Source organism: Algoriphagus halophilus, assembly GCF_900129785.1.
Taxonomy (GTDB): Bacteria; Bacteroidota; Bacteroidia; order Cytophagales; family Cyclobacteriaceae; genus Algoriphagus; species Algoriphagus halophilus.
Genome location: NZ_FSRC01000004.1, coordinates 271006 through 284093 on the forward strand (window position 1 = coordinate 271006; position 13088 = coordinate 284093).

The following is a 13088-nucleotide window of genomic DNA, read 5'->3' on the forward strand; positions in this document are numbered from 1 at the left end:
AAAGTAGTTCTATTTATTGCTCTAAGATTTCCATTAATCCCTCCAAAATTTCATCTTGATCATCCAACAATCTGTCGTTTATCATTATATCTGGAATCACCCCTTTGCCATTATCTACTCCACTTATCCGCTCTATTTTACCTTTTGAAACCTCAACGGTTATGCCTGTTTTTGGTAAAAGATAATTGTAGATTGAGGCGTAAAGGTTCGGAAACTCTGCGGTTTCCTCTCCTACTATTTTCCCCCAACCATAATCCTGAATCTGGGCAGCTGTTACTGTAGATTGAGAGTATGATTGCCTGTTGACCAACACATATACTTTTCCCTGGAAGCGTTTATGTTTTGGCTGAGGTTCATAAAGTCCAAATTCATAGTCATAAATTTCGCCATCATTATGATTTAAAATAGATTTCCAATAGGCCTGAGTGGTGTCTTTTCTAAGCCTCGTATTTTCTTTAAGTTGTTTACTTGTTTTTAGTTGAAATCTAGACGCCCATTTAAAAGGTTTATCGCTAATGTAGGATACCAAATAATTCCCAAAAGAGTCATCTCCACCAGAGTGGTTTCTTAAATCAATAATCAAATTTTTAGTTTCATTATCCTTAATTTCAACAAAAGCGGAGTCTATGAAGAGTTTGTATTGTTCTAATTCGCCTCCAAAATCTCCAGGTCTTAAATACGCAGTACTTTTTTCAATAAACTCTAGTTTCCATTTGTGCTTTATAATATCATCTCTTTTCATTTCAAAATCCTCAATAGCACTTATAGCCTTGAGTTGATGCTTTTGGCGCTTTCCATTTGTTAAAATCTCAACTTCAAAGCTACTTTCCTCTCCCTGAACCAACCAGTAAAATCTGGGCAATGACATATTTTCCAATTGCGCATTTTTAAAATATTTTCGTTCCGCAGAAATTTGGGGATAAATATTTTCTAGAATGGCATTAATTGGCTGACCGTTAATGCTTAATAGTTCAGAATTATTTTCTATTTCTGTGTTTTCCGACCAGTTTTTTCTGACCATTACTTTACCGTTTTCAATAGCCACTTCAAGTGGAAACAAAGTGCCACCATTTTGGGCATAGGCGATGTATTCTGGAATTGGAAAAGGGATTCGGGTATGCCCATTATTAACCTGAGAAACTACTTGTTGAAAAAGTTTTTTCGCCTGCAGGCTACTGAGACTGTCTTGATTAATGCTTTGTTTTACCTTCTCATAATTGTTTTCAAACCTATCTTTTGTGGTGTAAGCGTATAAATTAATGTGGGCTTCTTCCAAAGACTTTTTTAAATAAGTTAAATCTGATAAAATATCTGCTTTTGAAAACTGCTGCGATAAACTGGATTGACTTATTAATAAAACACACCAAAACAAGACAATTCTGTAGCACCTTAGTTTCAAATAAAAATTATTCATTTTCATTAATTTTTCGGTAAACATACTGCTTAAAAAGTGTCCTGCCGACCGACTGCTTCTATTCGGACGTATTTTTTAGCCTTTTAAGATATTGACTTGGTGTGAGTTGATTAAATTTCTTGAAAACATGATTAAATGTGGACTTGGAATTAAACCCACATTCATATGCGTGTCCTAAAAGGGATAATTTTTCATGTTCAGGTGATTCTAATCGGTTTTTAAATGCTTCAATCCTGTAAGAATTGATTAAATCATAAAAATTTTGATTACAGTTCTGGTTGATTTTTTGTGATAATTCTTTTGGTTTCATGTCTAAGAATTCAGCTAGCATAGAAAGATTTAATTCTGGGTTGAGGTATGGTTTTTGGGTTTTCATCAGGGTTTTCAAACTAGTAAGAAATTCTTCATCCCTATTATCTTGATTATCCTCGAATTTATTTTTAATAGGTTTTAAATGAACTACTTCTCTTTCTTTTTGAATATATGCTTTAAAACTTAACCAACATGTTATAATAGAAAGTATAACAAAACTTGGCAGAAAGTAATATTCTCTTAAGGACCTGTCAAACACAAACCAGTCTATTCCTGTTAAAATATTCCAATATATAAAATACCCTGCAAAAAAAAGTATTGGTAATTTCAGCCATTTATGAGATAAATGTTCAATTTTAGAATAGTACTCCTTAAGTAAATATTTGTATTTTAAGAGTATTTTTAAAGAAATAAAACTATAAATCAATATAGAAATTACACCTAACCACTGCTGTATTAGATACACATAAGAATAGATAGGCATTTCTTCTAAATACAAGCCATTAGATCCAATCCTGTAGATGGTTGTTCTATAAAAAATAAACTCCAAGACTAACGGTATAAAATGGATGAAATGCTTTCTCTGGAATTTAAATTTTGAATTAGTTATGCATTTGGTGTAAAAATATAAGCATGGACCAATGCCATAAAGCATTTCCATTTGAAAGTATCTAAAGATATAAAGCAAATCATAGTCTTTCAATACATTTACAAATACTATGTTTAAGGGAATTATTGCATAGAAAAAAATAAGTAATGCTAAAAAAATATTGGCTAACCGTCTTGGTTTTTTGAATAGGATTAATCCCCCAAACATTATGGATTGAAGTCCAAAGACGCAAATAATAGTGAATAAAATCGAGTTAGATTCAATCATATTTATATCATGAATAATTTTAAAGCTGAAAACAAGTAATTCAAAGCTTGATAAACCAGCCTTTTAAGAACATTTACATGCACGGGTCAAAAAGCGTTGTAAAAAGTTTAGCTAAAGGGAGTATGCGACCCAGTTGCTAAACCAGTTTGAATTTCTTTTTATTAAATACCTTTCAATGTGTTCATTTCCCATATTCATTATAACGCTTGGTGTTTGCCATTTAATTTTTTCTATCGGTACCCATGGTTCTTTCTTAACTAATCCACTTCGAATGTTAATTCTACGTCCGTCCCCATTAGCAGAATAGGTCGGTTCAAATTCTTCTGCCCTAAATGATCGAACTTTCCTCCAAATTGAATATGCTACTCTACAAATGTCAACTTCCCAGTTTTTGATTCTTGGATAAAGCTTTCCTTTTCGGCGACTCCCAGTGTAAATTCCCTCTTAAGAAAAATGTATTCGTTTTTTAATCCGTTTAGATGTTAATTAGATTTTGTTTGCTGATTTTAGGATTGAGTTTGTTTCTATTTCGTCTCCGTCGATAAAACAAGTATCATATTTCGGTTTGAATGAGGGCATATTGAAGGATTTTATTCAAAAGCCACCATATAAAATGTAAATTCGTATTCACCCAAAATTGTCAAAGAATCTTTTAAAAAGACTTGTTCCTAATTCTCAATCAGCAAAGTTTTTGCCATTCTGTAGTTCGCAGAATCGTTCATATAGTTTGATGATAAACCAATTTTTTAGCCAAAGATTGGCTAAAAACAATTGTTAGATAGATAAAAACTTTCATTCTGATTGCGGTTTGCAGTTCTCTCCCTTTGAAGAACAATTTTATATACCCAAACCCAATACCCTATTGCTTAATTACCTGCATTAAACCAAAAGGATATTAGGTGTAGTGGAATTTATATTAGGAATTTCGGTGATTCCCTCCTTCACAGCCTTTTGTTTTTGAATTGAAGGCCTTATTGACTCAACAATGGGTAGTTATAGAAAGTACGAAGGGGATGGAGCTGACGATTTGAAAGCCCTAACACCTAGTCAAGGTTTTATTTAATATTTATGTTTAAAAGGGCTTCCCAATCCCAAATAAAACCTGTAATCCGGGAAAATTGGTACCCTTAATAATAATCCTTATTCATAGATAGCACGAAGTATTTTCTCAATCAGTCATTTGATGATTGGTATAGGGTTCTTCAAGAATTTGACTTACTCTTGAAAGGATCTGCCAAGTACCATCTTCACTCTTTTGCCAAGTATCGATTAAGACTGCATATGGAGGAAGTTTACCAACACCTTCCTGTTGCCAATCCATAGACATTGCAGCTTTTGCTATAGCAAGGTCATCATGCACATCAAGTATTTCAAAATGCGTTACGTCCATTTTTGATGCACTCATTCCAGTCATGCTTAGATACATTTCCTTACTAATAGGTAAGGCATCTCCATAGACTCTTTTAAGCCTAAAATCACGATGCATCAAGGCTTCTACAATGTTTAGGTCATTGGCAACGAGCGCCGCAGCCCATGCCTTTTCTTGAGCTAGAATCTTGTATGCAACTTCTCTTTGGTGGTTGCCAGAGTCGATTACTTCCTCAATATTTGATTCCGATGCTCTTTCATTTTTTTCACTTTTACATGATAGTACTAAACAAAATAGTATTCCGAGGAAAAATAATCTAGAGTTGCGTTTAAAAGCAGTAGATGAATTTTCTAAAGTTTTCATGATATTTTTTTTAAGTTTTCCTACTGCAAAATAGACCACAAGAAGAGTTTGGGTTTAATGCAAAAAGTCACTCCATTAGTGGAAAAAGACAAAAGTCTAATCAAATGAGGAGGGAAGCTGACCGAAGTATTTTTTAAATGCTTTGGTGAAGTTGGAAGGGTGTGAATACCCAAGCAAATAACTTACTTCCGAGGGAGTCTTAGCATTGTGTTGAATTTCTGCCGCAGCAAATTCCATACGCACTCTATTGTGGTATTCCATGGGAGGTAAACCAAATACCTGCTTGAAGGAATTTTTGAATTTGGATTGTCCCATATTTGCCATTTTAGCCAATTCTTCAACGGTTGGAATTTGACTAATTATTGGGTCTCTAAGCAAGGTTGAAGTTTTGAAAAGATTTTTGAGGTCTTCAGGGTGAAGTTTACCTGGATTTATTCCCTTTTTATGACTTTTCAGCTTATTAAAGAATTGCTGCACGAAGTCTAGTACAAGTCCATGACATTTTATTTTTTCATCCATGGCTGATAAAGCCAATGATAACTTATGGTCCAAAATAGGGTCTAAGTCTTCATAGACCAAGCTTTTTTCCCGGTCAATTAGGTTTTGCCAATCTTTAAAGTAGGCGCTCAAAAAGGTATCACTAAACCGAATAGTAGCTAATTCAGATTCAATATTTGGAGGGATTTGAGTTTCGATTTTAAGGTTTGGACCATAGAGCAGAATACCAATTGGTAGATGTCTTTGAAAGTGAATGATTTGATCTCCTGCCTTTTTCTCCTGCTTAATTTTTGAAAGGTTGATATGGATAACATACCATTTGGTGTCAACAGGATTTACCGAGGTCATAGAAATAGGTACTTTGAATGATGCATTGCCAAAATGATGAAACTCCAGTTCACCCGGGAATTCTATATATTTTACGTCACTTTCAATAATTTCAGGATCTGGTATTAGTCCATTTTCTGTTTTTGTTAAATTGAAATAGCGATCAAATTGCTCTATGATATTTTTAGTGATGTCAATATGAATTTCCATAGCAAATGAGTCGATTCTTTTTTTATTGGTCACAACTATGGCATTTATCCATAGGGCTAAAGAATGTTGGGTGACCTAAAATAAGAATTTCGGTAATTCCCTTTCTTACTAAGTAAAAAGTATTGTTCTGAATATTGGAATTTGGAGATCTGATAGCACACAGTTCTTGTTAACCTCTAGGGTCTGAAATTGCATTGAGAGACTTTTTTAGCCTATTAGCTCTTGACTATGGTTATAGTATATAACAAAAATCAATTTAGCTGATTCAATAAGGTCAAAAATAACCCTACAATAATTCTAAAGGTTAAATCGGGTAATTGCTTGAGCATGAACTTTTGATTATTTATTGAAGAAGTTTTGGGTGATTGTGCCATTAATTTTTCAGTCCCAAATCTCTGGGCGATTAACTTTCATGGCTCTTAAATAAGTGATGAATTGTCCAGCATGAACAGATTCGTGATAGCCAATCCGTAATAAATATTTTCCAAGGATTTTCTTTTCTCCATTTCCAGGATGAATGATTTTCTTTTCACTTAATTCTGTATCCGAAAATTGACGAACACTTTCTAAAAATGTGTTTCTAAAGGGTTGAGCAAATTCAAGTTCGTCAGCAACACTAATGAATGGTCGATTCTTCCAAGGCGTTTGATAATTGGATAAACTTCTGTCATTGATAATCATATTCCATCCATAATCGGCTTCCAACACGTGCCTAATCATTTCTATGGCTGTCATGGCTTTTTCGTCAGGCTTCCAATTATAATTGCTCTCAGGAAGCCCATTCCAAAGTCTTATGCTTCTTCTCCGTATTTCTGTAAAATTTAAAATTATAAGTTCGGATTGGGTCATTTAATTTATATCAAGAATGTCGTTTGACGTTTCAGCCAACACTTGTATATACGCAACTCCAATACTCTTTTGCATATATATTTGCGTTGTCCACAATGGTTTTTCGATGTTACGAGACCTAAATTAAGAATTTCGTTGAGATGATTCTAGTGGTAATTGATAATGGATTCTTTTGTCTTAAAAAAGTGCTGATTATGGTCTATATTTTTCAACTTTTTCCAAAAAGTATTTTTAAGTATAAACATAAAAAAAGCCGTCTGAAGAACTTCAAACGGCTTGTATTCAATTTTTAAGGGCTTAATTAACTGAGATATTGGAGATCCAGATAAAGCGTTTGCCATTGGCTCCCATATGATCTTGAGCGAAGGTCAGAGGACCTATTTGTTTCTCATTTTCCCAAGTCCAAGTAGCTCCTTGTTCCCCGTTTCCTCTACGAAAAGTCCACTCTAGGATTTTATTGTTTTCATCCAGATATAGATCATACGCATCTCCAGGAGTATAGCCATCTCCAGAATTATAAACGATTGTCAATTTGGTGGAATTGGTTCCCTTCAAAGGCGTGCTTACACCTTCTTCCGTCTCAAAGGTATAGCCAGAATCCCAACCCAATTGGAAAGGCATCATCGCCCAGTATTTATCATTGATGAAAGCCCTGTCAGCTGGAGGAAGCGAATCTGTTAACAAGCTATACGAATACGTAGTATCAGGATCGGTATAATCTACGGTTTGGTCTTTCCTATTCCAGACATAAGATCGTGAAAGAACATTCACTGAGTCCCGCTGTACGTTCCAAGTGAAGCCAATGGTATTAACCTGATCCATTTGATCAAAGCCATAGGCCATGGCCACTTTCATGGGAAGTGTATCCGGGATGGTTTCTTTAGGCTGACAAGAGCTCAAGGCCCCTACAATTAGTATTACAAAGCTGAGTTGTTTCATGGTAGGTTGTTTTTCAAAGCATATAATATACTATGAATTCATTAGGATTGTTATTTTAAGAAGTAAAATATGTTGCAGATCCGTTTTCGGACGTATAAAAATTTTTTTACTCCTAAGCTCTTTTGTCTTGATATAAAGAGATCACCACTATCTTTATCGACTCCGTTTAGCTTATGTTAAGCTTTTTTAAGAACTTTCCGAAAATAGTTCCGTCTTTGCGAGGAGGAACGACGAAGCAATCTCGATCTAATTCACAGGAATTGCTTCGTCGGCTTACTAGCCTTCTTTCACCTACTGTGGACAGGGGAAATGAAGGTAGGAAGGCAATGACCAGTGAAATATCAATCGTAAGGAGAGGGACTAATACTGGTCCATCCTCCATCTACCACTAAAGTTTGCCCAGTAATATGACTGGAGGCATCGGAAACCAGGAAGGCTGCTGCATCTGCAATGTCTTTCGGGGAAGCAGGTTTGCCCAATGGGGTTAGTTTTGACCAAGTCGCTTCATAGTCTGGATCCAAAGCGGTTCTGTTCGTCATGGTAGCACCAGGAGCGATGGTGTTCACCCGGATTCCAAAAGGAGCTAGTTCCAATACCAGGTTTTTGGCAAGCATTTCTATGGCTGCTTTACTCATGGCATAAGCTGCTAAATTCTCATGACTTTGATGGGCAGTCACGGAAGAAGTCAATAAGATGGATCCACCGCTGGCCTGGCTTTTCATCACTTTTGCCGCTGCCTGGGTCAGAAAGAATGTTCCTGCCTGATTTACTCTGGTCACCTCCATAAAGTCTTCTCTGGTATATTCCAAAAAATTTCCAAAGAGGGTAATTCCCGCATTGGCCACCACAATATCCAAGGAACCGAAATTAGTAACCGCTTCACGGATCATGTTATTGATCGTTTCCTGATCACTGGAATCTCCAGCAACAGGGATCGCTTTCATGCCATGGGCTTTCGAAATCTGGTTGCATGCATCTTTGATTAATCCTTCCTCTAAATCATTTAGGATTAAATTAACAGATTGAGCGGCAAGTTTCTCGGCAATTGCAAGGCCGATTCCTTGCCCAGCTCCAGTAATAATGGCGGTTTTCTGTTTATTCATCACGCAACATTAATGTGAATCTCGCTTGACTTCAGAACCTGAACTTCCTTGAAGGAAATCAAAATCAACCCCTTCATGGGCTTGGTTCACTTTATCTAGGAATAGGTTGACATACCCTCGCTCGTAGGGAAGTTGGGAGGGTTTAAACTCGGCTCTTCTTTTTTCAAACTCTTCCTCCGAAATCAAAAGGTTCAAAGTTCTTGCTGGGACGTTCAATTCGATTAAATCTCCGGTTTTTACCAAAGCAAGTGGTCCACCTATGGCAGATTCAGGGGAAACGTGTAGCACGACCGTACCATATCCGGTTCCACTCATTCGACCATCAGAAATCCGAACCATATCTTTGATTCCTTTGTCCAATACTTTTCTTGGCAATGTCATATTTCCCACTTCCGGCATGCCTGGGTAGCCTTTTGGACCTACATTTTTCATGACCATAATGGAGTTTTCATCAATGTCCAATTCAGGGTCATCAATTTTTGCTTTGTATTCATCGATGGTTTCAAAAACAACGGCTTTTCCAGTATGGGTCAATAAATGAGGACTGGCAGCCGAGGGCTTGATTACCGCTCCATTGGGACAAAGATTTCCTTTCAATACTGCGATTCCAGAATCCGGTTTGATGGGTTTCTCCATCGTACCGATCAAATCCCGATCATAGCATTCCGCGTTGTGGATATTTTCTCCTATGGTTTTGCCATTGATTGTCAAGGCATCTGTATGCAAATGCTTTTCCAGTTCTTTCATGACCGCTGGCAATCCGCCTGCATAGAACAGGTCCTCTACCCAATGCTCTCCCGAAGGTTGAACGTTGGCGATTAATGGAATTTTAGAAGAAAAATGGTCAAAATCCGTCAGATCCAATTCCACCCCAATTCTTTTGGCAATGGCGGTCAGATGAAGGATAAAATTGGTAGACCCCCCCAAGGCCGCATTGACCATGATGGCATTTTCAAAGGATTTTCTGGTCAGGATTTTACTCATTTTCAAGTCTTCGTTGACCATTTCCACGATTCTCATCCCTGCCATATGTGCCAAGACTTTTCTTCTGGAATCAGCTGCAGGAATGGTGGCATTATCTGGTAAAGCCAAACCTAGAGATTCTACCATGGCTGCCATGGTGGAGGCCGTTCCCATTGGAGCACAATGTCCCACAGATCTGGACATAGCTGCTTCTGCCTCTATTAATTCCTCTTGCGTGATTTTTCCTGTTTTAAATTCTTCCGCAAAACGCCAAACGTCGGAGGTTCCGATTTTCTTTCCTTTAAACCTACCTACCAGCATCGGTCCGCCTGATACCACCAATGCAGGGATATCTACAGAAGCTGCACCCATGACTAGGGATGGGGTTGTTTTATCACATCCACACATCAATACCACTCCGTCCATTGGATTGGCTCGGATACTTTCTTCTACATCCATACTGGCCAGATTTCTGAACAGCATAGCGGTTGGCTTTATGGAACATTCTCCTAAAGACATTACAGGGAATTCCAATGGAAATCCTCCTGCCTCCCAGATTCCTCTTTTGAGGGCTTCCGCAAGATCCCGAAAATGGGCATTGCAGGGAGTGAGTTCTGACCAGGTATTACAAATTCCGATCACAGGCTTGTCGCCTTCGAACAAGTGATGTGGGAAACCTTGGTTTTTCATCCAAGATCTATAAATGAAACCGTCTTTTCCGGTTCTACCGTACCATTCTTGGCTGCGGAGTTTTTTCTTCTTCATAGGTTATTTTGGCAATTGAGGCTAGAATTTACCAAAAATTTCGAGAAGGATTAGGGCTTAAGAAGAATGATGGGAAATTAATCTTTTAGCTGGCGAATGACTTGGGTCAATGCATCCAGATTTACAGTCAGATCTTCTGAACCAGAATTGCTGACATCTCCTTGATTTTGAGTGTAATAATAGTCCAGCCCAAGTGCATTGGCCAGATTATAGTAACACAAGGAATTATTGCTATCTTGATTTCTCAGTTCCAATACTTGACTGGTCTCTGGGAGAAAAAGCATATTAGTCAGACCTGTTCCATGGAGTGAAACCAAGGTTTTGGTTTCTGACATTAAAAAGATTTGCTCCTTGAGGCTCAGTTTTTCTGCGTAGACTATTTCAAAGCCTTGCTTTCTCATCAAGAGTTCTACGTCTACCTCATTCAAGGCTTTTCCTTTGGGAGCGTATTTGGTACTTAAATAGACTTTTTTAAAGGCTTCTTTAGGTGTTTTACATCTCAGCTTTTCTCGGCTCAGCTGAGTGAGTTCCACATTGAAATTAGGGAAGGGGGAAGTTCTTGGCGTCAAAACCAAGTCTTCTACGTACAGATTTTCATTGGATTGGTAATAGGTGGGCTTGATTTTGAGGATTTCCAAGCTTTGGGAAACATAGGGGAGGTGGCGAAAGGAATCGTTCAAAATCACCCGGTCTGAAATGCCGGTATTTAAGCCCATCCAAAGTCTGGGAAGGCAATCCGTCATCCAATGTAGATAATCAGAACTCCATTCATCTTTGATCCAGATGCCATGGGGGACTTTCCTCCATTTTTTCAACATGCAATGGGCCACTCTTTTTCCTAAAGGGAGAAAGCCAAGGGAGTTTACATGCGTATGACTAGCATAAAAACTCATGTGGGACGGAGAAAATACGGTGTCCTGAAGGATAAAAGAATTTTCTAAATGCAGAATTGGGTTCATTTTATACCTGCACTCGTAAGAATCCTTAAATACTTTTTCATCTTCAGGTTGAAGATTCAAAGGTGGATTTCTTTTGATATAAATTTCCTCCATCAAAGTCAAAACAGTGGTATTTAGTAAAAAACAGCACCATCCGGACATTGCCGGATGGTTGGGGTTTTATGGGATTCGTTCGATTTCTGCGCCAAGGGCATTTAATCGCTCGTCAATATGCTGATATCCTCTATCGATTTGTTCAATGTTATCGATGATGGAAGTTCCAGTAGCAGATAATGCTGCTATCAACAGGGAAACACCCGCTCTAATATCCGGGGAAGTCATTCGGATTCCTCTCAATGGGTATTTTCTATCCAGACCTATGACTGTCGCTCTATGTGGATCACAAAGAATTATCTGTGCTCCCATATCAATCAGCTTATCCACGAAGAATAAACGGCTTTCGAACATCTTTTGGTGTACCAATACAGTTCCCTTTGCTTGGGTAGCGGTAACCAATACAATGCTCAACAAATCTGGAGTAAAGCCCGGCCAAATGGCATCAGCCACGGTCAGGATGGATCCGTCTATAAAGGTTTCGATTTCATAATGTTTTTGGGCTGGAATAAAGATGTCATCTCCTTTGATTTCCAACTTAATCCCCATTCTACGAAACGTTTCAGGAATAATGCCTAATCGATGAACCTGCGCATCTTTGATGGTGATTTCAGATTGAGTCATGGCTGCTAAGCCAATGAAAGACCCAATTTCAATCATATCAGGAAGCATTTTATGTTCGGTGCCTCCAAGTTTTTCTACTCCTTCGATGGTCAGTAAATTGGAACCTACCCCTGTGATTTTTGCTCCCATGCGGTTCAGCATGTCGCAAAGTTGCTGTAGGTAAGGTTCGCAGGCAGCATTATAAATGGTGGTGGTACCTTCTGCCATAACTGCAGCCATGACGATATTGGCTGTTCCGGTTACGGAAGCTTCATCCAATAACATGTAACAGCCTTTTAAGCCTTTCCCATCGATATGGAAAATTTCATTTTTGGCATCGTATCGGAATTTTGCACCCAGCTTTTGAAAGCCAAAAAAGTGAGTATCCATTCTTCTTCTTCCAATTTTATCTCCTCCGGGTTTGGATAGTTTTCCAGTTCCAAATCGAGCCAACAAAGGACCCAAAATCATAACGGAACCACGAAGAGAGGAAGCTTTTTTCAAAAACTCTTCCGTTTCTAGGTAATCCAGATTGACCTGATCAGCTTTAAAAGAATAGGATTCTGGACCTAATTTGGTCACTTTGACACCCATGTCACCCAGCAATTCGATGAGTTTATTTACATCACGAATATTTGGGATTTTATGTATGGTGACCTCCTCAGATGTGAGTAGGACAGCACAAAGGATTTGCAAAGCTTCGTTTTTTGCGCCTTGCGGGATGATCTCACCCTTAAGATGATTTCCCCCTTTAACCCGAAATGAAGCCATTAATTTCTACGTTTTTTGTTGTGGTTGTTGTTGCGACGCTTGTTGGTATGCGAGCGCTTGTTTTTGTGGTTGTGTTCGTTTTGTGTCGGAAGTTTGAAATCTCTTCGGGTATTGGATTCAAATAATCCGTTTTCTTTAACCTTTTCCAAATCAATGTGAAGCTTTCCTTTTGATAAGGTTTTGATGTCATCCAGGATGATAGCATCGTCAAAATTGTCTCTGTTCCAAGTAGAATGGAAACTTCTCATCAATTGACCAATGAAGATGATGGCGGCTTCCTGCTCCTCGTCATTTTCTATTTGAATGGCATTTTCAATGAGTTTTTCTATGTTTCTTCCGTAATGCTTGAACTTGATTTCACCTTTTGGATAGCCAATAGGCTCAGGTTTCTTTCCTAAAAGTTCTTTTTCAGGCATTGGAAAAGGACTGTCAACATCTAATTTGAAATCAGACATGATGTATAAATCATCCCAAAGCTTCTGATCATTCTCCTGCTTCAATGGAGGATTCAGTTGCTTGATGATTTCAATAGCGGTATAAGCACTAGCGGTGCGCTTATCGCGGTCTTCAATGCCTGTGATATGATCAACCAGGCGTTGAACGTTTTTGCCGTATTCTTTCAAAATAAGTCTTTGTTTGTCAGGTTCAAGTTGCTCCATGTGGCCTCCCTTTT

Annotated in this window: 11 protein-coding genes; all 11 read right to left on the minus strand. The window is 38.0% G+C overall.

Translation table 11 applies throughout. The features are described 5' to 3' along the window. Positions 1-13 precede the first annotated feature (13 nt). Positions 14-1414 carry a S41 family peptidase gene (locus BUR11_RS20140; protein WP_084561125.1) on the minus strand — a complete coding sequence of 467 codons (1401 nt, stop codon included), beginning with the start codon at positions 1412-1414 and terminating at the stop codon, positions 14-16. 58 nt (positions 1415-1472) lie between these two features. Continuing rightward, a complete protein-coding gene (locus BUR11_RS20145; protein ID WP_084561116.1) occupies positions 1473-2603 on the minus strand; it encodes a helix-turn-helix domain-containing protein in 1131 nt (376 codons plus the stop codon). Between the two features lie 1168 nt (positions 2604-3771). After that, positions 3772-4335, minus strand: a complete 564-nt coding sequence (locus BUR11_RS20150) for a nuclear transport factor 2 family protein (RefSeq protein ID WP_143186096.1) — start codon at positions 4333-4335, stop codon at positions 3772-3774. A 96-nt stretch (positions 4336-4431) separates the two neighbouring features. Further along, positions 4432-5370 (minus strand): helix-turn-helix transcriptional regulator, encoded by a 939-nt coding sequence (locus BUR11_RS20155; protein WP_074226833.1) that lies wholly within the window; start codon positions 5368-5370, stop codon positions 4432-4434. A 381-nt stretch (positions 5371-5751) separates the two neighbouring features. Then, positions 5752-6219 (minus strand): DinB family protein, encoded by a 468-nt coding sequence (locus tag BUR11_RS20160; protein ID WP_074226834.1) that lies wholly within the window; start codon positions 6217-6219, stop codon positions 5752-5754. 297 nt (positions 6220-6516) lie between these two features. After that, complete coding sequence (locus BUR11_RS20165) at positions 6517-7158, minus strand: hypothetical protein (protein ID WP_074226835.1); 642 nt, start codon at positions 7156-7158, stop codon at positions 6517-6519. A gap of 341 nt (positions 7159-7499) precedes the next feature. Further along, the gene (locus BUR11_RS20170; RefSeq protein WP_074226836.1) at positions 7500-8261 is read right to left on the minus strand and encodes an SDR family NAD(P)-dependent oxidoreductase; all 762 of its coding nucleotides are present in this window, start codon (positions 8259-8261) and stop codon (positions 7500-7502) included. Between the two features lie 9 nt (positions 8262-8270). Further along, positions 8271-9989 (minus strand): IlvD/Edd family dehydratase, encoded by a 1719-nt coding sequence (locus BUR11_RS20175; protein ID WP_074226837.1) that lies wholly within the window; start codon positions 9987-9989, stop codon positions 8271-8273. Between the two features lie 77 nt (positions 9990-10066). Next, a complete protein-coding gene (locus BUR11_RS20180) occupies positions 10067-11089 on the minus strand; it encodes a glycosyltransferase family 61 protein (RefSeq protein WP_084561118.1) in 1023 nt (340 codons plus the stop codon). Positions 11090-11107: 18 nt separating this feature from the next. Continuing rightward, positions 11108-12415: a UDP-N-acetylglucosamine 1-carboxyvinyltransferase gene (gene murA / locus BUR11_RS20185; protein WP_074226839.1), complete on the minus strand. Its 1308-nt coding sequence runs from the start codon at positions 12413-12415 to the stop codon at positions 11108-11110. Continuing rightward, the gene (locus BUR11_RS20190) at positions 12415-13074 is read right to left on the minus strand and encodes a DUF4290 domain-containing protein (protein WP_074226840.1); all 660 of its coding nucleotides are present in this window, start codon (positions 13072-13074) and stop codon (positions 12415-12417) included. The genes murA and BUR11_RS20190 overlap by 1 nt, the downstream gene beginning before the upstream one ends. Positions 13075-13088 lie beyond the last annotated feature (14 nt).

Excerpts from the sequence above, each read along its gene's own strand:
- BUR11_RS20165 (WP_074226835.1), bottom strand. The coding sequence starts at position 7,158 with ATGAAACAACTCAGCTTTGTAATACTAATTGTAGGGGCCTTGAGCTCT.
- murA (WP_074226839.1), bottom strand. The coding sequence starts at position 12,415 with ATGGCTTCATTTCGGGTTAAAGGGGGAAATCATCTTAAGGGTGAGATC.
- BUR11_RS20170 (WP_074226836.1), bottom strand. The coding sequence starts at position 8,261 with ATGAATAAACAGAAAACCGCCATTATTACTGGAGCTGGGCAAGGAATC.
- BUR11_RS20180 (WP_084561118.1), bottom strand. The coding sequence starts at position 11,089 with ATGTCCGGATGGTGCTGTTTTTTACTAAATACCACTGTTTTGACTTTG.
- BUR11_RS20160 (WP_074226834.1), bottom strand. The coding sequence starts at position 6,219 with ATGACCCAATCCGAACTTATAATTTTAAATTTTACAGAAATACGGAGA.
- BUR11_RS20190 (WP_074226840.1), bottom strand. The coding sequence starts at position 13,074 with ATGGAGCAACTTGAACCTGACAAACAAAGACTTATTTTGAAAGAATAC.
- BUR11_RS20175 (WP_074226837.1), bottom strand. The coding sequence starts at position 9,989 with ATGAAGAAGAAAAAACTCCGCAGCCAAGAATGGTACGGTAGAACCGGA.
- BUR11_RS20140 (WP_084561125.1), bottom strand. The coding sequence starts at position 1,414 with ATGAATAATTTTTATTTGAAACTAAGGTGCTACAGAATTGTCTTGTTT.
- BUR11_RS20145 (WP_084561116.1), bottom strand. The coding sequence starts at position 2,603 with ATGATTGAATCTAACTCGATTTTATTCACTATTATTTGCGTCTTTGGA.
- BUR11_RS20155 (WP_074226833.1), bottom strand. The coding sequence starts at position 5,370 with ATGGAAATTCATATTGACATCACTAAAAATATCATAGAGCAATTTGAT.
- BUR11_RS20150 (WP_143186096.1), bottom strand. The coding sequence starts at position 4,335 with ATGAAAACTTTAGAAAATTCATCTACTGCTTTTAAACGCAACTCTAGA.